This is a genomic window from Achromobacter xylosoxidans, assembly GCF_002192695.1.
GTDB lineage: Bacteria > Pseudomonadota > Gammaproteobacteria > Burkholderiales > Burkholderiaceae_B > Achromobacter > Achromobacter xylosoxidans_C.
Genome location: NZ_MTLG01000062.1, coordinates 62,480 through 79,607, shown reverse-complemented (window position 1 = coordinate 79,607; position 17,128 = coordinate 62,480). Strand labels below are relative to the sequence as shown.

Here is a 17,128-nt window from a genome sequence, read left to right as displayed (position 1 = left end):
CATTGGGGCGAGCATCGGAATGGCGCAGGGCTGCCTCGGCGGCTAAAGAACCCTGACATCCGCAAGCTCGAAGCCCCGCCGCTCGCCCCCCCGAAAGTTGGATTTACGTCCAACTTTCGGAGGGCGGTCCAGTCCCGCGACAGTCTGCGTCAGGCCAAAGCTTCCTCATCCTTCAGGATCTGCATGGCCTTGCCCAAGGCGACCTGGTAGCGCCGCTGCTCCTGGGCGACGCGGTCCGGCGTCCATTGATAGAAGCCCTTCAAGGACGGCGACTTGACGCCTATGTTGCCCTGCTCGACCAGCTCGCGCATAAGCGCGCTGGGCCTGTCGTCCGTGCGCAGGTGCGGATACATGGTCGCGGCGGCCGCGCAATGGATGTCGATGCCCGCCAGGTCCTTCTGCAGCAGCGGGCCCGCCGCAATGTAGCGGAACCCGAACCCGTAGCGCACGGCGGTATCCACGTCCTCGGCGGACGCAAAGCCTTCCTCGACCAGCGCGATCGCCTCGCGCATCAGCGCATGCTGGATGCGGTTGGCCAGGAACCCCGGCACGTCGCGCTTGACCTGCACCGGCTTCTTGCCGGTATCGCGCATGATGCGGCTCACTTCCTGGGCCATGGCTTCATCGGTCGCCTCGCCGCGTATCACCTCTACGGCGGGCACCAGATGGGCCGGCATGAAGTAATGCAGGCCCACCATGCGCGCACGGGTCTGCAAGCCCTCGCCGATGGCGCTGATCGGAAAGCTCGACGAATTGCTGGTCAGGGGGATGGCGGCGGGCGCCAGCTGCTCCAGCCGGGCGAAGACCGCGCGCTTGGTCTCCAGCAATTCCGGCACGCACTCGACCACGATGCGCGTATCGCTCCAGTCGATTTCCTCCATGGTGGCGCTGGTGACGATGCGGTCCGCGTCCGCCCGGCCGCCTATCATTTCGCTGGAAGCATTCACGCGCCGCGTCGCCGCCTGGCGCGCGGCCGCATCGGGCTCCACCAGCCACACGCGCCAGCCTGCCGCATGAAAACCTGCGGCGACGTCGGCCCCCATGGTGCCCGCGCCCAGCACAATTGCCTGATCCATCTGTTCCGTCCTTTTGGTAGTTGGGGTTTGTCGTAGTCAGAGAGCCTGCGCAGCCGGCGCCGGCAGGTACATGGGCTTGCCCACCACATCGAGGTCGACGCGCAGGATGCTGGCGGAACTGGACTCGGTGATGTAGAGCGTGCGCCCATCCGGCCCGCCAAAAGCCACGTTGGTGGTATGCAGTCCCTCCGGAGACTGGATGCGCAGGGCCGGCTGGCCCAGCGGGTCCATGCACCACACCGTGCCCAAGCCCACGTGGGCGATGCACAGCCCGCCCCGAGCGTCCAGCGCCAGGCCGTCCGGGCCGCCGCCGCCCGACATCTGGATGAAGGTGCCGACCTTGCCGATCTGGCCGTTGCGCAATAGCGGCACCTTCCAGATGGCGTTGGCCCGCGTCGCCGCGACATACAGCGCATGCTCGTCCAGGTCCATCACCAGGCCGTTGGGGCTGGGTATGCAGTCGAGCAGGCAATCCAGCTTGCCGTCGGGCCGCAAGCGGAACAGGCGTCCAGTCGGGTCCTGCCAGCCGGTCATGCCCTGGTCGGTGAAATAGAGATCTCCCGCCTGCGAGAAGAACAGGTCGTTCACGCCCTTGAAGCGCTCGATGTTGTAGCGCTCGAGCACCGGGCGCACCTCGCGGCGCTCGAGGTCGAACTGCATGATGCCGTGCTTGTAGTCGGCGATGAAGATGCGGCCGTCGCGATGGAACTTCAGGCCGTTGGGCCAGCCGTCGTACTGCACGAGCGGCTCGAATTCGCCGCGCGCATCGACGCGCAGGATGCGGCCGTTGATGACGTCCACGCAATACAGCAGGCCGTCCGGCCCGAAGGACGGCCCTTCCAGCAGCGAGCGCGGCGGATTGCCCTGCGGTTGGCTGGCGACCCACTCGTTCAGGTCCTGGCCTTGCCACTTCAGTTCGTCGGGCAGCCGGGCGTGGACGTTGGCCTGAATCCTGGGGACGGGATCGTAGAACATGCGGGTCTCCTCTGATTTTCCGGACGGGAATCTATGCGCCCCGTTTCGAGCAAAATTCTAAGGAGAGCCAAGCATTTAAGGAAATGAAATATATAGAACGAATCTTTCAAAAAAAACGATAGCTGATTTTTCCGGTTCCCAGGCCGGCGTGCCTCGCCAATCCGGCTGCTTTCCCCCTGGCGCCGCGCGGCCGTTGCCGGCGCAGGATACGATGACGCGTCCCTTGCTTATCGCCTGCCGCCTTATGTTCCGCATTGTCAGCCGTACCGTACTCGCACTCGTCATCGCCGGCGCGGCATTGCTGTTGCTGCGGGGCAATGGCGGCCCGGAACTGATCCACAGCGAAGACTCGCAGTTCGGCAAACTGCTGGTGTTCGAGGAAAACGGCGAGCGCTGCATGAACTTCAACTCCATGCACGACGTCGGCCGCCAGACCTGCATGAGCCTGGAGCATCCCGGGCAACTGGTGTTTTCCTACACGCGCATGATGATGACCGCGCTCTACATCAACCCCAAGCCGCGCAACGTCCTGATCGTCGGACTCGGCGGCGCCACGCTGCAGAAGACCCTGGCCGCGCTGCTGCCCGATACGGTCATCGACACCGTGGAAATCGATCCCGCGGTGGGCAAGGTCGCGGCACGCTACTTCGGCTACCAGCAGGGCTCCAGGCAGCGCCTCTTCCTGGAAGACGGCCGCGCCTACATCGAACGCGCCCATCGCGACGGCCAGCAATACGACATGGTGATGCTGGACGCGTTCGACGTCGACTACATCCCCGAACACCTGATGACGCTGGAGTTCCTGCAGCACGTGCGCGGCATCCTCGCGCCGGGCGGCGTGGCGGTGGCGAACACGTTCACCGAGAGCCAGCTATACGCACGCGAATCTGCGACCTATGCCGCCGTGTTCGGGGAATTCTTCAATCTGCAGACGGGCAATCGCGTCATCATGGCGGTCAACGGTGAACTGCCCGGCCGCGACGAGCTTGCCCGCAATGCCCAGGGGCTGGATGCCGTCCTCGGGCCTTTGGGCGTCAACGCCAAGGAAGCCCTGGACCTGTACTCGCGCCGACAGGCCGCCGCCAGCGAAGCGCCGGTCTTGCGCGATTGAGCGCCCACGGCGCGCGCTCACTTCACCGCAGCGTTGCCACCATCTGCGTAAAGCGCGGACCCCGTCACGAAGCTTGCCATCGGGCTGGCCAGGAACAGCGCCGCCGAGGCGATTTCATCGGCGCGCGCAATCCGCTTCATGGCGTGCAGGCTGGCCGCCCAGTCCTTCTGCTCCTGGCTCCCGGCCATCTCGGTGTCCACCCCGCCGGGCAAGAGCGCATTGGCCCGGATGCCTTGCGCGCCGTAGTCCGCCGTAATGCCCTTGACCAGGCCCATCAGCGCGGCCTTCGACGCGCCGTAAGCCGCCATCCCGGGCAAGCCCACGCTCGTCCCCACAAAGCTGGACACGAAGACCAGCGCGCCGCCGCCCCGCTCCAGCATGGCCGGAATCTGATGGCGCGCCCCCAGGAACGCCGCCGTGAGATTGACGCTCAGCGTGTGCTCCCACTCGTCCAGGGCGACTTCCGCCAGCGGCTTGACGGGTCCGATGGTGCCGGCGTTGTTTACCGCGATATCCAAGCCGCCGAATTCGCGTTGCGCGTTCTGTACCGCCAGCCTGTGCGTTTCCGGCAAGGCGACGTCTCCCGCCGAAACGCAAGCCCGCCCGCCGGCGCTTCTGATCTCATCGGCCACCTGCTCCAGCGGATCACGGCGTCTGGCCGTCAGCACCAGCGCCGCGCCTTCGGCCGCCAGGCGCAACGCGGTCGCGCGTCCGATACCCGATGACGCGCCTGTCACCAAAGCGACCTTTCCAGCAAGAGATAAAGACATGGGCGTCAGCTCCAAGCATGAATGATGCCTGCATCCTATAAATCCGAGCGCGCCTTGTCCTCCCGCTTCTTGCTGTCCACGCGCGGCATATCACGCCGCTGATCCGCGCTGCGCCATCCGTCCCGGCAACTCCTGGGCCGCCAGCCTGGCATCATCGGCCGGCCGTATCAACAGGCAGCCCAGCACACCGAGCGCGCCGCCTGCAAGGCTATAGAACACGGGCGCCAGCGATATCCCCGTGGCCTGGATCAGCCAGGTGACGATGAACTGGGCGAATCCGCCAAAAATCATGACGGCGATGTTGTAGCAAACCGCCAAGCCGGCCGAGCGCACGTTCGTCGGAAACTGTTCTCCGAGCGCCGTCGCGAACGGTCCGAGAAAGCCGCCCAGCAATAGGCTCAGCACGGTGAATGCGACGATCAGATTAGGCAAGGTCGGCGTCGACTGCACCCACGAGAACAGCGGATACATCAATATCGCGTAGGGCAGCAGGAACGACAGCATCACCGGTTTTCTTCCATGGCGATCCGAAATCGCGCCGGAAATTGGAATGATGACGATCAGCGCCAGCAGCCCGATGGCCTGCGCCGTGAAGGCGTCGTGCAGCGCAAAGCCGAACTGGCGGGTCACGAAAGTCGGCAGATAGATGATGAATGTGTAGACGGAGGCCGTGGCGCACGTGGTCAGGCACAGCGTGGCTGCAATGGACCGCGGATAACGGCCCAGCATGGCAGCCAGGCTGACCGTCTCCCCCTTGCGCAGCGACGCCGCGGACTCTTCGGGTTCGTCCAGATAGCGCCGGATCCACCATCCCAGCGGCGCGATCAGCAATCCCACGACAAACGGAATGCGCCACATCCCATCGAGCAACTGTTGCTCGGTGAAGACCGATGTCAGCAGAAACCCCGTGGCGGCGCCTCCCAGATTGGCGAGATTCTGGCCGAACATCTGCCACGCGCCATAGAGTCCCTTCTTGTTCCTGGGCGCGGCCTCCACGAGATAGGCGGTGGACGATGCGAACTCGCCCCCGGTCGCGATCCCCTGCATCAGGCGGGCCAGCACGATCAGGACGGGCGCGGCGACGCCTATGGTCGCATACGAAGGCGTAAAGACCATGATGAGCAAGGACACCGTCATCAACGCAATAATCAGTTGCAGCGCAGACTTCCTGCCTTTGCGGTCCGCGTACATGCCGATAGCGATGCCGCCTATCGGGCGCGTGACGAAACCGACTCCGAACGTCGCCAGCGTCAGCAGCAGCGCGGTATGTTCGCCCGCTTCCGGAAAGAACACCTTGGCGATGATGAACGCCATCGCCGCGAACACGCCGAAGTCATACCATTCGAGCGCATTGCCAAATATCGCCGCCGTCAATTGCAGCCATCGCGGGGCGCTCTTCTTTTTTACGTTATTCATGTCTAGTCTCCTCCCAACTGCTACCTAGTTGTTGTTGTCCAGCGGCAGCGCTCTTTCGGCTATCCGGGAAAGCACCGCGCTTCCAATGGGAATGGCGGCATCGTTGAAATCGAAATGCGAGGTGTGCAGGCCGTGCACATGATCCGGATCGCCCGTGCCCAGGTGCAGATAGGCCCCGGGCCGCTCGCGCAGCATGTAGGCGAAATCCTCGCCGCCCAGGCTGGGCACCGGATGCCGGACCACATGCTGTTCGCCCACCACGTCCTGTGCCGCCAGCCTGGCCAGGCGGGTCTGCGGTTCCGTATTGACCGTGGCCGGCACGTTCGGCTCATAGTCCAGGGTCGCCGATCCGCCCAGCCCTCTCGAAACGCTTTCCACGGTTTCCCGCAGGCGAGCCTGCAAGACCTGCTGAACTTCCGGCCGCAACGATCTGGCGGTGCCCGTAAGCACCACCTCGTCCGGTATGACGTTAAAGCCCGCCAGATTGCCTCCCGCCACGGCGCATAGGCTAAGCACGCCGGCGTCCAGCGGGTCCAGGTTGCGGCTCACGATGGAGTGCGCCGCAACGATGACGTGGCCGGCGATCAGGACCGGGTCTACCGTTCGTTGAGGCGCAATTCCCCCATGGCCGCCCTTGCCCCGGATCCGGATCGTGATGCGGTCGGACGCCGCCATGACGGGCCCGACCGGAATGGATACCGTCCCCAGGGGCAACGCCGGCCAGTTATGAAGCGCGTATATCTCTTCAATGGGAAACCGCTCGAACAGTCCATCCTTGACCATTTCCAACCCGCCGTTATGCCCCTCCTCGCCGGGTTGAAAAATCAGATAGACCACGCCGTTGAAATTCCGCGTGCGCTGCAGATAGGCTGCGGCGGCCAACAACATGGCGACGTGGCCGTCGTGGCCGCAGGCATGCATCTTTCCGTCATCGGCTGAGGCGTACCCCAGCCCCGTGCATTCGCGGATGGGGAGCGCGTCCATGTCCGCTCTCAGGCCTATCGCCCGACCGCTGCTCGTTTCCCGGCCTGGAATGAATCCGACCACGCCGGTGCGTCCGATGTGGGTGTGGAATCCGATGGAGAGCCTGCGCAGTTCCTCGCAAACGACCTCCGCCGTCCGGTGTTCCTCAAAACCTAACTCTGGATGCGCGTGCAGGTCGTGCCGGATTTGCCTGTACCTGGCGGCATCCGCGGACAAATGATCAAGGATTTTCTGTGGCATGGGCTTGGGTCTTCGTTATTGAAGTTTTTGTCTACACAGGTTCACTACCGCCCGAATGGTAGAGACACCCCATCCATGCCGTAAAATGCTATTTAACGATGCCCGTCATACTAATAAGGTATAGCCATGGATCTGCGGCAATTGCGCTACTTCGTTGCCGTCGCCGAATGCGGCAGCATCAGCCTCGCGGCTCAGGCTGTGCATATCGCCCAGCCGGCATTGACCCGGCAGATCCAGGCATTGGAAGAAGAGCTGGGCACCGCGGTTTTTGAACGGACCACGCGCGGCGTCCATCTGACCGAAGCGGGCAAGCAGTTGCTCCTGGACGCGAACCGCCTGCTGGGCGATGCGACCGCGGCAATGGAGCGCGCGCAGCGCGCCGGACGCGGCGAGATCGGGCACCTGACCATCGCCCTGCCGGTCATGCTGACGCTGCATTCCTTGCTCGCCGATGCGCTGCGGCTATTCCGCCGCGAAGCCCCGGGGGTCTCGTTGACGCTCAGTCATCTGCTTTCGGATGCGCAGATCGAACTTCTGCCCACGGGCAGGCTGGATGCGGGCTTCACGCTATTCAGACCGCTCGACGATCCCGCGTTCAAAGGCATTCCCATCTATTCCGAGAAGATGCTGGTCGCCTATCCCGCGGACTGGCGCTGGGACCATGGCGGTCCGGCGTCCTTGCGCGAACTCGCCGGCCGGGACTTCATCTGGCTGCCGCGCAATGCAGCGCCTGTCTGGCATGACAGACTCATTCATTGCTTTTTCAAGGCCGGATTCGTGCCCCGCTCATCGATACAGGGCGTGGATGTCGGATCGATGCTCACCCTGGTCGCCGCAGGCTTGGGCTGCACCGTTCTGCCCGACTCGGCCACACGCGCCGCGCCGCCCACCGTGGCCTTCAAGGAACTGCCCGATCTGGACGTGGTCCAGCATTGGGAGCTGGTCTGGCGGGCCGACAACCAGTCGGCGCCGCTCGAGCGGTTTATCGACATCGTCACGACCCATGTCGCGGACCCTAGCCGACGCCTGGTGTAAAGGGCGGCCCGCGCTACCTCTCGCAGCTCCAGTACGGGCAACCCGAGCGCCCGACGATCGCCAAGGCCAGCTCGCCCGGCCGGCGAAGCATGCGCTTCAGGGCGTTTGCCTGCGCCTGCAATGGCGCTGAATCCGCCCGGTACATGCCCCTCTGGTCGAGCAGGAAGTTCATCTTCAAACGCGCCTCGCGCGCCTTTTCCGGATCGAGTTCGCCGCCGTCTGCTTGAAAGATCGCGCCATAGATCCGTGTTTGAATTCCGCAGTACTGGTCCGCCGCGGTCAACGCCTCTTGCATGGCGGCACCCGTGTAGAGCTTGCGCAACCCTGCGATCTGCGCCTGGCAGCTTTGGTACTGCAGCGGCATGAACCTTGCCAACAGAGCCTGGTCCCTGTCGCCGGGTTTTGCGCAGCCTCGCAGATCCGGCGTTTGCGATCCGTCGCGCGCGGCGGCCGACAAGGCGCCGGCGATGCACTCATCCAACGACGGCGCTTTCCACAGCGCCTGATCCGAGCCCAGCAATCCCATTTTTCCCAGCGTGCGTCCGAACTGCGCGGCGGCAAGCTGTTCCTGCATGTCGCGGTCATGATTGCTTAGCGTCACCGCAGCCAGCGCTGCGGCGCTGAGCGCGCCGGTGGCGACCAGGACCACTGTCGCCGTCCCAGGCCGCAAACGCTCGGCATACAGCGCGATACCCGCAAGCAGCGCCCCCGACAGCAAGCCGCCCAGGTGCGCCGCGTTATCGACGTCGAACGCGAAGCCCGCGCCAAAGGTCAGCACCAGGCTGAACAGCAGATTGCCAGGCGGGATGTGCGGCCGGCCCATGCGCCGGTCATGCAGGCCGTAAACGATGGCCGCCCCGAAAATGCCCAGGATCGCGCCAGACGCTCCGCAGCTCAGGAAAAACTCATCGCGATGCCATAGCGCGGTGACCAGGCTGCCGCACAGGCCCGATAGCAGATACACGCCCAGGAACACCCAGGAACGCATTCGCGACTCCAGAATGATCCCCAACGACCACAGCGCCAGCATGTTGATTGCCAGGTGCAGGAAGCCGATGTGCAGGAACATGCTGGTGAACAGGCGCCAGTATTCCCCGGACAAGGTCAAGGCCGGCACATTGCCGCCCCAATCGATCAGGAACGAGGTTTGGCTCAGGCTCTCGAACGCGCGCGAGTCCAGGAAGCCCGCCACGCAGTACACCGCGATATTGCAGGCGATCAGCAAGAGCGTAATCTTGCTTGCGCATATTCTTTTGAGCAGGGACGTGCGTTGGAATGGAGGCATCAGGTAGGCATATCAAGGAGTGGGCTTTATCTTAACCAAGCAACGCGCCACGCTGCAGAAAGCCGAGGTGCGCGCGCCATGCATCGATGCAGCGAACGATTCAGCCGCCGGTCTTAGGCACCGCTTCCTCGTTGCTGCATCCCGCGTATTGATATCGGCCCGGCTTGCCAAGCTTTGCCGTGAACGTGCATGATTCGCCGGAATACGCGTGCGTGGCCTGCACTTTCAGCACATTGCCGGCGACAAGCACGCTCTGCTTGCCCTGCCCGCAACTCCAGAAGGTGGTCGAGAGTTCCTCAAAGGTCTCTTCGGCCGCGAGCTTGGCGGGACGGCCAGAGGACGCGGACGCGACCCATTGAATGCGGACGCGGCAGCTGACGTGCTCGAAACCGACCTCTTCCACGATGATCCGGTACGCGCCCGTGGCCGCGCCATCGGTCCAACGGCCGCCCTGCGCCACGCGCGTGGTCGACGCGTCCGCCTGCGTTTCAGCGACAGCGCCCACCGCATGCAGCGTCAGCAATAGGAGTACCGCAAGAGTTCTCATGACCTTCATCCGCAAACCGCCTGGAGTTATCAGTGACCGTCGAGCGCAGCGCAATTGCGTTGCCGTGCACTTATACCATTCAGGTGCGGAAGCGATCGCCGTCAATTTGACGACGCAAAAGGAAATCAAATACGCTGCGCCGATGATTACGATAAGAACCTCCCGCCCCGACGAAGGCGCACGCGCCGTCGAAATCTGGCGCAACGCGGTCGATGCCACGCACGACTTTCTATCACCCGAGGATCGCCAAGCCATCGACGAGATGGTGTGCGGTTTTCTCCCGCAAGTGCCGCTCTGGCTTGCGGTCGACGCCCGCGACTATCCCCAGGCATTCATGCTGATCGACAACGGCCACATGCAGGCGCTGTTCGTCGATCCCGCCTGCCGCGGAACAGGCATGGGCGCCGCGCTGGTGCGGCATGGCCTCTCGCTGCATCCCAACATGACGACGGACGTCAATGAGCAGAATGGCCAGGAGGTGGGTTTCTATGAAAGGATGGGCTTCAAGCGCACGGGACGTTCACCGCTTGATGATCAAGGCAGGCCCTACCCGCTAATCCATCTGGAGTATCGGAGCTGATCGGAAAAAAACAAAGCCACCTGCGGGTGGCTTTTTCCATGGCTGACACTTTGCTCGGGCGCCGTTTTGCGACAGCGGTTTTTATCAGCCATTCGCGCAACGCGTTTGTTCCGCGCTCGCTGCAATCAGACCAACAAAATGAAAAGGCCGTCAGTGATTTCTCACTGACGGCCTTTGGAACTACTGGTCGGGACGGCGGGATTCGAACTCGCGACCCCTTGCACCCCATGCAAAGGAGTGACTTTTAAGCCCTCATTTTTTTCAATAACTTTCGATTGCCTTAACTGCTAACCAAGTGCAACGTGCCCCTCGCAGAGCAATCAAGTCCCCGCGAAAGTCACCTCGATCGGTTTGATGACAAGGCCCGCCACACCGCACCGATGGGCCTCCTCGTCGATGTCTGATGGACTTCAGTAGCGACGTATCTGCCGCAGAGCGAAAGATTGTAGAACTAGCACGCTTACAACTGGACCTACATAGGAGACCACAATGGGCAGCGCGCCCAATGCGAGACTTACAAAACGTAGAAGAATGCAGCGAAACGGGATGACTGGCTGGCGAATTGGATACGCCGGCGGGCCACGCAACCTCATCACCGCCATGAACAAGCTCCAATCGCACATCACCGGGGGAGCGAGCGCTGTGAGCCAAGCCGCTGCCGTTGCGGCGTTGAATATGGATCCGGCACTGCTGAAGGCGCGGGCAGCGATCTACCAACGTCGACGCGACTTGGTATGCGAAATTTTGAGCACCACGAGCGCACTGGAGGTGGTCAAGCCCAAGGGCGCCTTCTATGTGTTTGTTCGCGTCGTCGATTCCCGCCCACTGGCGGGGCGCACAATCGATGACCTGCTTTTGGACCACGGTGTCGCCGTGATCGCGGGCGAGGCGTTTGGCGCCCCCGGCTGGTTCCGCATGTCCATTGCGACCCATGATGACGATCTTCGGATGGCGTGCACCCGCATCCGGTCCGCCTTTCCAGGTTGAACCCGAGCGAGGCCTGCCTTGGCAACCATACCGCCCGTCAATGCCGCGATTCGCGTCATCGAGCTCTTGCAGGCGATGAATCGGCAGCCAGTGTGTTCCATACACTGGCTGCACAACGCCACCGGAATTCCCAAGCCCACCATCGTGCGGCTGCTGCAGACCCTCGAGACACGCAATATCGTGCGTCACCCGCCGCAGTACGGCAACTACATGCTCGCGGGCGCCGCAACGTCGCTGTGTTCCGGCTATCACGGCACGCCGCGGATTGTCGAAGCCAGTGCGGACCTACTGGATGAATTTACCGACAGATTCCGATGGCCTGCGGCGCTGGCACTTTACGACCATGATGCGATGGTGGTCCGGTACAGCACCATTCCCCACTCCCCACTCTCGCTGCAGCATTCGACGATCAACCTTCGTCTGAGCCTGACGGGCCGCGCCTTGGGGCGGGCATACCTGGCGTTTTGTCGCCCGGAAGACCGAATGGCCATCATCCAGATCATCGCCCAATCGAAAAATCCGGAAGATGGCCCGGCGCGAGTACCGGCGATCCTCACACGCGAGTTGGAGCAGATTGCACGGGACGGATATGCACTGCGGGCGCCCGGCGTCCGGCCAGTCTCTTCCACGCTTGCGGTGCCGGTCTTTGAGGACCATCAGATTGTGGCGACGATAGGCCTAACGTGGATCACGTCGGCGCTGGGCTTTCAGAAGCGATCGGTCGGTACCTCGAACCGCTGCGCGATGTCGCCGACGGGATAGGTGCCAACCTGGCGCGGGACCTAGAACGAGGCCAACCGCTTCGCGCAGAATAATGGCTAAGAAAGAGGTGCCCGCGCCTCAAATGGAAAAGACGCGCCGCAGCTCTGTGTCCCCAAAAATCGCGGGCAGCATCCGAGCGCCGTAGTCGCCAGTCCAAATGCCCACGAACACGTTCCACTCGGTTGCCCTATCGATAGCCTCTGTGGTGCGCCAAAGGAACGGACACTGCCGTGCCGGTTGTGCCTGCGAACTAATCGTAGTCAGGCACAATGCGTCAGCGGCGCCGAACGGCTCGCCTTCGAACGCCCACCCCGGTAGCAATTGCTCCACCGGGCTTGACTTGGCGCCCCCTAGAGATTCGTCAAACTAGTGGCCGATTTTCCGCAAATCAACGTAGTTCGGACCGCTCTGATCTTGCTTCGCGGTTGTATATTGGGCTACGTAATGCAGCCAGTATCGTCGGTGGGAGTTTGCGAGGGAATTGCCAACTCGCGGAGAGCATTCTAGATAAGCTTGTCTCAGAAACCTCGACTGTGGAAGCATCATGAAGAAACTTCTGATTGCCCTAGCCCCCACCACCATTTCGTTTGGGGCCCTCGCCCAACAGGGTGGTTTCGTCTCGCCATCAAGCGGCAATACCGGCGCTCAGGGCGGATTCAAAGGACCCGCATCTGGGTTGACCACCGTTGCTCAGGCGAAATCCATGCGGGATGATGCGTGGGTGGTCCTGGAAGGCCACATCGTCCGACAGATCGGCCACGAACTTTACGAGTTCAAAGATGACAGCGGCTCCATTTCCATCGAAGTGGACGACAAGCGCTGGCTTGGCCAAAACGTCACCCCCAGCGACAAGATACGCATCGAAGGCGAGGTGGACAAAGACTGGAATAGCGTTGAGATTGATGTGAAGACCATTCAGATCATCAAGTGACTCCGAGCTAACCAGGCACGACGCTCCCCTTAGCCGCTGATTATCCAACCTCCACGAACGAGCGCCAAATGGTCTCGTCAAGACGCGCACCTCCGAAAAGAGACTGTGCGATCTGGCTTGCCGCGTGCCCTTTCATTCGGACGACTATCTGGGGTACAGGCAAACGGACACTTTCGACTCTCCGGCGACTTTCAAAGGTTTGCAGCCACCACAATAAAGTCGTTAGGCGCAGCGACGCCAGAGGGATGCCGCGTTGTCCACGCATAGGCGGACCAGCCTGTGGGCAATTGAATCGGGGATCGCATATTATTGCCGCAGCGACCTTATGGATGCGGAGTCTACGTGATTGACCTAGACCGATTCGAATTTGCGGTGGAATGCCCTAGATGCAGTTTCGCCACGACGATATTCTACCGAGACGCGCGACTTCGGGACGTGCTCATCTGCCGTGGCTGCAAGGCGAACATTCAATTGGATGACCATATGAATGAGTGCCGAAAAGCTCGACGCCAGTTCAACTCGGCGATGCAGGAACTGGAAGCAACATTCGCCAAGCTCAAAAACATCACCATCAGGCTTTGACTATGGATTCTGCCTACCTACAGCGTATCCGCTTCCAGCTACAGAAGCGCTTCCGGCGCCTCAACTCATGCTCGTACGTGCTGTTTCACAGTTCGATCGTGCAGTTTTGGGCTTACTTGCAGGCCAACCCTTTGACAGCAGGAATTCTTGCCAAGCTTGACGCGGAAGCCGCGGCGTACACCGCCGAGATTGAGGCGATCACGGCGCAGCATGAGATTGCCGAATTCTCGACGGAAGCGGAACAGGCCGGCTTTGTCTACCGCGTTATGCAGCACTGCGCCCAGCAACCGTTGGCAAATCATCTTGGCCCCGAGGTCCACATTGGCCACGCCATCTCGAATGAAAGGAAGCACGATGAGGCACTCAATCATTTTCGCGAGATGTTTCTTGAACCGTTATACGAGTATATCGACGACGCTCTTGATCAACAGGGTGCCGTCCTCTCTCTTTTGGTCAAATACAAGCGTAAGGTAGAGTGGTTCGAACGCGAGGTTGTGGCGGGTGTGGCAGGTGCAGACGAGAGGACGCTCGCGAAGCACCTCTATGCTTACCTGTTCGACCAGGGACTCGATTTCCACGTCGAGCCTCAATCCGCATCCGGAGAAGCGGACCTTGTGGCGCCTGAGTTGGTTCTGGATGCCAAGGTCTTCGATGGCGCGCGGCGAGGCATCTCCTATCTCGCCAGTGGTGTGCATCAAGTGCATACCTATGCACGGGATTTCAATCAAGAGGTGGGGTACTTAGTTGTCTTCAAGACCTGCCCGGAGACGCTGGATTTCCCATTCTCAGCGTCCGGACAACTCGCGCCGTGCCTGATCGTAGGTGGGAAGACGATTTATATCTTCGTCATTGACATCTGCCAGTACGAATCGAGCGCATCAAAGCGGGGACCACTGAAGATACATACCATTGACCAGGAGTATCTGTTGCGCGCAGCCACAGAGCCGATGCAGAGCCACGCCTTCCCCGCCGAACAGCGTAACGCGACGACCAACGCAGGAGACTAAATGGAACAGTTCGAGCGTTGGCAGGCATGGACCGGCGGGGTCAGCCGCGAGGACCAGGCGGTGTTGTGGCTGGGAATGGGAATTGTTGAAGCTAGGTTCTACAGCAGGTACGAGCGCCTATGGCTCAGTGTCGAATCGACCGCCGAGACGCTGCAGAACGCCGCGTTGACCGTAGGGACCGCCACGGTCCGGGTGGGCTGGCGCCCGCCCCTGTCCGGCGCGCTCCGCAACCATCTAGCTCTCCGCGTGGCCGATTGGCTTCGCCTCATTAAGAGCGCCATGGATGAAGGGCTTCGGCGTGCAACCGGCCTACACAATTCCGCGCCAACCCTACGCCTGCGGTTACTGGGCATGGGGCCGCCCTTCACTCCATATCATTATCAGAACCTCCTCCTTGCGGGACCGTGGAAGTTGGCGCTCACACGACCTTTGCGTCGCGCAGGCAGCCCTACGCTTCGGTGGCCGCTCCGCCTCGCTTATCTCTCTCGAGACGAACCCGCCGCGTACGCCAATGCGCTCAAAAACCATTGGACTACGGAAAAACTCTCCCAAGTATACGAACTCGACGGAACCCGCACCAACTGCGATCTCTTGTGGTTCGACGGCACGTGCCGAGACTTGATTCACGCGCTTAGCCAGCGCGATGTTCGCTACCAGGCGAACATCGTTGTCATTCAGAACGAACAAGATGAATGGCGACAGCAAGAGCTTGTGTTTGCCGCCAAGATGCTCGGGGCAAGTGTCGTAGTGACATTGCACCGCTGGGAAGATCCACAGAAACAAGGCAAGCGGCTAAACGAGTTTATGAAGGAGTTCTCGCACGATGCCTTGCTGGATGTTGCTCTGACAAGGGCCTTTCAGGACGTCGCTTGGATCTGGGCGTCGGAACGTGCGGCTGAATACCATCTGACGAATGTCGTCGAACACCTGGAATACTCCCTGCAGCGGCTGCCGGACACCGCGCTTGCCGAATTTACCCAAATGCGGGGCGTTGTCGTTTCTGGTGCAACCAACAGACCAGCGTCCCCATTGCGGGCACGCGACCTAAAGCTGGACGTCAGTAACCTGGTATTTACCCAGGAGAGTCAAGGAGCCACCGACCTGGCTACTATCGCAAGGGCAATTTCGGCGGCAACGGCAGCGCCCCCACCAGCAGACGCCCAATCCATGAAGGAGGCATCAGACCGCCGGCTGCAGTTGGACGCGTATCTGGACGGTCACCAAAGAAAGAAGGCCGCGCACGGCTTTCCCATGGGCACCCTCGCGACCGTGGCAATCCGCATCGGACTGCCAGACGAAAGATACCAGAGCGCGCCCGGCGCGCCGACCGAATTTTCCCAGGGAAATCAGTTCTCCAACCTAACCGTCTGGTTGACCGAGCCTGACCAGTTGGACGAACCCATGCAGGAGGTCCTGCGCTTGCCGCGCTTTGGATCCAGCAAGTTCTGCAAATTCAGCTTTTACCCAAAGAAGCCCGGCCTGTTCGATGGTAGGGTCAGCGTCGTACATCGCGGTCGGGTGCTTCAGACCGCTCGGCTGCTTGCTGCCGTTCCCTCAACAGAAGAAAAAGGCAGCCCTGAAGGAGCGCCTCGGTTCGACGAGCTCCATTTCGTCCGGCAAAGCATGGCCGATTTGGATCACCGGCGCCGCTTCAATTTGTCCATCGTGACGAATCACACAGCCGATAGTGAACCAAGGATGGTGGCGCTTTCAGAGCGCCGCGCTTGGGTCACCAACACAAGCGCGCTGAAGGTCCCTCTCAAATCGATAAATACACTTCTCAGCGAAGTGGCTGGCCGCGCCAAGAACTACGTAAACGGGCTGGATGACGAGACGGGACGCGCCCTCTTGGTTCAACTCGCGCGTCTTGGGAGTCAACTGCATGTGGCATTGATAGGTGAACAGCTGGCGCGCCCGACGAATAACCCCGAGCTCGCAGGCGAGGAATACATCCAGATTGTCAGTACCCGCTCCGATGGCGTGATCCCTTTCGAGTTTATCTACAACTTCCCTCTCCCGGATCTCAAGGCCGAACTCTGCCCCAACTGGCGCTCCAGCTTGGCAAGTGGCGCCTGCGCCCCGAACTGTGAGCTACACAGCGTTCCGAAACACAGAACCCATGTCTGTCCTCTGGGTTTCTGGGGCCAACAGAAAGTCATCGAACGTCATCTGTACACCCCGGAGCATGCCTCCGACGGCAAGGACTTATTTCTCCAGTCTGAACCGAATCGCGCCACGTCAGAGCTGACGCTGCGGGGCAGCGTAGTGGTAGCCAGCAGCAAGAACGTTGAGGACAAGGGACGCGAACTGGTCGCGAGCGCCCTCGCCCCCTTCGCGTTCGTCAAGCCTGCTCTCGTAAAAAACTGGGCGGAATGGAAGGCGGCGGTCATCTCACAGAAACCGGCACTGATTCTTTCGATGCCACATGCCGACGTCGCCTTGGGCGAGGTCAGCCTCGAGATTGGCGGCGTACCGATGGCGACGATAGACATTGACGGCGACTACGTGAAACCGGAAGGGTCCGAAACTAGCCCCATCGTGGTTCTGCTTGGCTGCGACACCGCAGAGGCGATCGAAGACTACAGCCGCCATATTCAGTGGATTCGCAGCCTTGGTGCCGCAGTCGTGGTCGCGACCATATCCACCGTGGCGGGCCTCCAAGCCCCCACGGCAATAGCCCGGCTCGCGCGCAGCATCTTTAACCGCGAAGGCGCCACCTTTTTCTTGGGCGAAGCGATTCGCGAAATGCGTCGCGAGGCGCTGCTAGCCAATGAATTGATTCCTCTTGCGCTTGTAGCCTATGGGGATGCCGACTGGAAAATCAGAGTGGGAGACTAACC

Annotated in this window: 17 protein-coding genes; 10 read left to right on the top strand and 7 right to left on the bottom strand. The window is 61.5% G+C overall.

Translation table 11 applies throughout. The features are described from left to right. Positions 1-149: 149 nt before the first annotated feature. Positions 150-1,076, bottom strand: coding sequence for a 3-hydroxyacyl-CoA dehydrogenase family protein (locus tag BRO63_RS10510; RefSeq protein ID WP_088139738.1), 927 nt, complete (start codon positions 1,074-1,076; stop codon positions 150-152). 36 nt (positions 1,077-1,112) lie between these two features. Next, complete coding sequence (locus BRO63_RS10505) at positions 1,113-2,051, bottom strand: SMP-30/gluconolactonase/LRE family protein (RefSeq protein WP_088139737.1); 939 nt, start codon at positions 2,049-2,051, stop codon at positions 1,113-1,115. 211 nt (positions 2,052-2,262) lie between these two features. On the opposite strand from BRO63_RS10505, the gene BRO63_RS10500 reads away from it, so the two are divergent. Continuing rightward, positions 2,263-3,162, top strand: coding sequence for a spermidine synthase (locus tag BRO63_RS10500; RefSeq protein ID WP_256943278.1), 900 nt, complete (start codon positions 2,263-2,265; stop codon positions 3,160-3,162). A gap of 17 nt (positions 3,163-3,179) precedes the next feature. On the opposite strand, the gene BRO63_RS10495 is transcribed toward BRO63_RS10500, so the two are convergent. From BRO63_RS10495 to BRO63_RS10485, 3 genes are all read right to left on the bottom strand, one after another. After that, positions 3,180-3,932, bottom strand: coding sequence for an SDR family oxidoreductase (locus BRO63_RS10495; RefSeq protein WP_088139736.1), 753 nt, complete (start codon positions 3,930-3,932; stop codon positions 3,180-3,182). Between the two features lie 90 nt (positions 3,933-4,022). Further along, on the bottom strand, positions 4,023-5,348 hold the full coding sequence (locus tag BRO63_RS10490) for an MFS transporter (RefSeq protein ID WP_088139735.1): 1,326 nt from the start codon (positions 5,346-5,348) through the stop codon (positions 4,023-4,025). Between the two features lie 24 nt (positions 5,349-5,372). Further along, positions 5,373-6,572, bottom strand: a complete 1,200-nt coding sequence (locus BRO63_RS10485) for an amidohydrolase (protein WP_088139734.1) — start codon at positions 6,570-6,572, stop codon at positions 5,373-5,375. 126 nt (positions 6,573-6,698) lie between these two features. Here BRO63_RS10485 and BRO63_RS10480 point away from each other — a divergent pair, with 126 nt between their 5' ends. Then, positions 6,699-7,607, top strand: coding sequence for a LysR family transcriptional regulator (locus BRO63_RS10480; protein ID WP_088139733.1), 909 nt, complete (start codon positions 6,699-6,701; stop codon positions 7,605-7,607). 13 nt (positions 7,608-7,620) lie between these two features. Here BRO63_RS10480 and BRO63_RS10475 read toward each other — a convergent pair whose 3' ends face one another. Together BRO63_RS10475 and BRO63_RS10470 are read right to left on the bottom strand one after the other, a co-directional pair. Then, positions 7,621-8,832: a rhomboid family intramembrane serine protease gene (locus BRO63_RS10475; RefSeq protein ID WP_179215069.1), complete on the bottom strand. Its 1,212-nt coding sequence runs from the start codon at positions 8,830-8,832 to the stop codon at positions 7,621-7,623. Between the two features lie 160 nt (positions 8,833-8,992). After that, positions 8,993-9,439 carry a hypothetical protein gene (locus BRO63_RS10470; protein WP_143219463.1) on the bottom strand — a complete coding sequence of 149 codons (447 nt, stop codon included), beginning with the start codon at positions 9,437-9,439 and terminating at the stop codon, positions 8,993-8,995. 142 nt (positions 9,440-9,581) lie between these two features. Between BRO63_RS10470 and BRO63_RS10465 the strand changes: the two genes are divergently transcribed. The 8 genes from BRO63_RS10465 (at position 9,582) to BRO63_RS10430 (ending at position 17,126) form a co-directional block, all read left to right on the top strand. Next, a complete protein-coding gene (locus tag BRO63_RS10465; RefSeq protein WP_088139730.1) occupies positions 9,582-10,019 on the top strand; it encodes an acetyltransferase in 438 nt (145 codons plus the stop codon). 38 nt (positions 10,020-10,057) lie between these two features. Then, positions 10,058-10,267 carry a hypothetical protein gene (locus BRO63_RS33935; protein ID WP_143219462.1) on the top strand — a complete coding sequence of 70 codons (210 nt, stop codon included), beginning with the start codon at positions 10,058-10,060 and terminating at the stop codon, positions 10,265-10,267. Between the two features lie 241 nt (positions 10,268-10,508). Beyond that, positions 10,509-11,006 carry an aminotransferase class I/II-fold pyridoxal phosphate-dependent enzyme gene (locus tag BRO63_RS10460; protein ID WP_088139729.1) on the top strand — a complete coding sequence of 166 codons (498 nt, stop codon included), beginning with the start codon at positions 10,509-10,511 and terminating at the stop codon, positions 11,004-11,006. Between the two features lie 18 nt (positions 11,007-11,024). Further along, positions 11,025-11,768, top strand: coding sequence for a DNA-binding transcriptional regulator (locus tag BRO63_RS10455; RefSeq protein WP_256943277.1), 744 nt, complete (start codon positions 11,025-11,027; stop codon positions 11,766-11,768). Between the two features lie 544 nt (positions 11,769-12,312). Beyond that, complete coding sequence (locus tag BRO63_RS10445; protein ID WP_088139727.1) at positions 12,313-12,699, top strand: YgiW/YdeI family stress tolerance OB fold protein; 387 nt, start codon at positions 12,313-12,315, stop codon at positions 12,697-12,699. Positions 12,700-13,041: 342 nt separating this feature from the next. Next, positions 13,042-13,281: a hypothetical protein gene (locus tag BRO63_RS10440; protein WP_088139726.1), complete on the top strand. Its 240-nt coding sequence runs from the start codon at positions 13,042-13,044 to the stop codon at positions 13,279-13,281. A gap of 2 nt (positions 13,282-13,283) precedes the next feature. Beyond that, a complete protein-coding gene (locus BRO63_RS10435; protein WP_088139725.1) occupies positions 13,284-14,288 on the top strand; it encodes a hypothetical protein in 1,005 nt (334 codons plus the stop codon). Further along, positions 14,289-17,126, top strand: coding sequence for a hypothetical protein (locus tag BRO63_RS10430; RefSeq protein WP_088139724.1), 2,838 nt, complete (start codon positions 14,289-14,291; stop codon positions 17,124-17,126). It begins immediately after the preceding gene. Positions 17,127-17,128 lie beyond the last annotated feature (2 nt).

What these genes read in the sequence shown, in the direction of transcription:
- BRO63_RS10470 (WP_143219463.1), bottom strand. Translation starts at nt 9,439, where the DNA reads ATGAGAACTCTTGCGGTACTCCTATTGCTGACGCTGCATGCGGTGGGC.
- BRO63_RS33935 (WP_143219462.1), top strand. Translation starts at nt 10,058, where the DNA reads ATGGCTGACACTTTGCTCGGGCGCCGTTTTGCGACAGCGGTTTTTATC.
- BRO63_RS10500 (WP_256943278.1), top strand. Translation starts at nt 2,263, where the DNA reads ATGACGCGTCCCTTGCTTATCGCCTGCCGCCTTATGTTCCGCATTGTC.
- BRO63_RS10495 (WP_088139736.1), bottom strand. Translation starts at nt 3,932, where the DNA reads ATGTCTTTATCTCTTGCTGGAAAGGTCGCTTTGGTGACAGGCGCGTCA.
- BRO63_RS10480 (WP_088139733.1), top strand. Translation starts at nt 6,699, where the DNA reads ATGGATCTGCGGCAATTGCGCTACTTCGTTGCCGTCGCCGAATGCGGC.
- BRO63_RS10435 (WP_088139725.1), top strand. Translation starts at nt 13,284, where the DNA reads ATGGATTCTGCCTACCTACAGCGTATCCGCTTCCAGCTACAGAAGCGC.
- BRO63_RS10510 (WP_088139738.1), bottom strand. Translation starts at nt 1,076, where the DNA reads ATGGATCAGGCAATTGTGCTGGGCGCGGGCACCATGGGGGCCGACGTC.
- BRO63_RS10485 (WP_088139734.1), bottom strand. Translation starts at nt 6,572, where the DNA reads ATGCCACAGAAAATCCTTGATCATTTGTCCGCGGATGCCGCCAGGTAC.
- BRO63_RS10430 (WP_088139724.1), top strand. Translation starts at nt 14,289, where the DNA reads ATGGAACAGTTCGAGCGTTGGCAGGCATGGACCGGCGGGGTCAGCCGC.
- BRO63_RS10505 (WP_088139737.1), bottom strand. Translation starts at nt 2,051, where the DNA reads ATGTTCTACGATCCCGTCCCCAGGATTCAGGCCAACGTCCACGCCCGG.
- BRO63_RS10465 (WP_088139730.1), top strand. Translation starts at nt 9,582, where the DNA reads ATGATTACGATAAGAACCTCCCGCCCCGACGAAGGCGCACGCGCCGTC.
- BRO63_RS10460 (WP_088139729.1), top strand. Translation starts at nt 10,509, where the DNA reads ATGGGCAGCGCGCCCAATGCGAGACTTACAAAACGTAGAAGAATGCAG.
- BRO63_RS10490 (WP_088139735.1), bottom strand. Translation starts at nt 5,348, where the DNA reads ATGAATAACGTAAAAAAGAAGAGCGCCCCGCGATGGCTGCAATTGACG.
- BRO63_RS10445 (WP_088139727.1), top strand. Translation starts at nt 12,313, where the DNA reads ATGAAGAAACTTCTGATTGCCCTAGCCCCCACCACCATTTCGTTTGGG.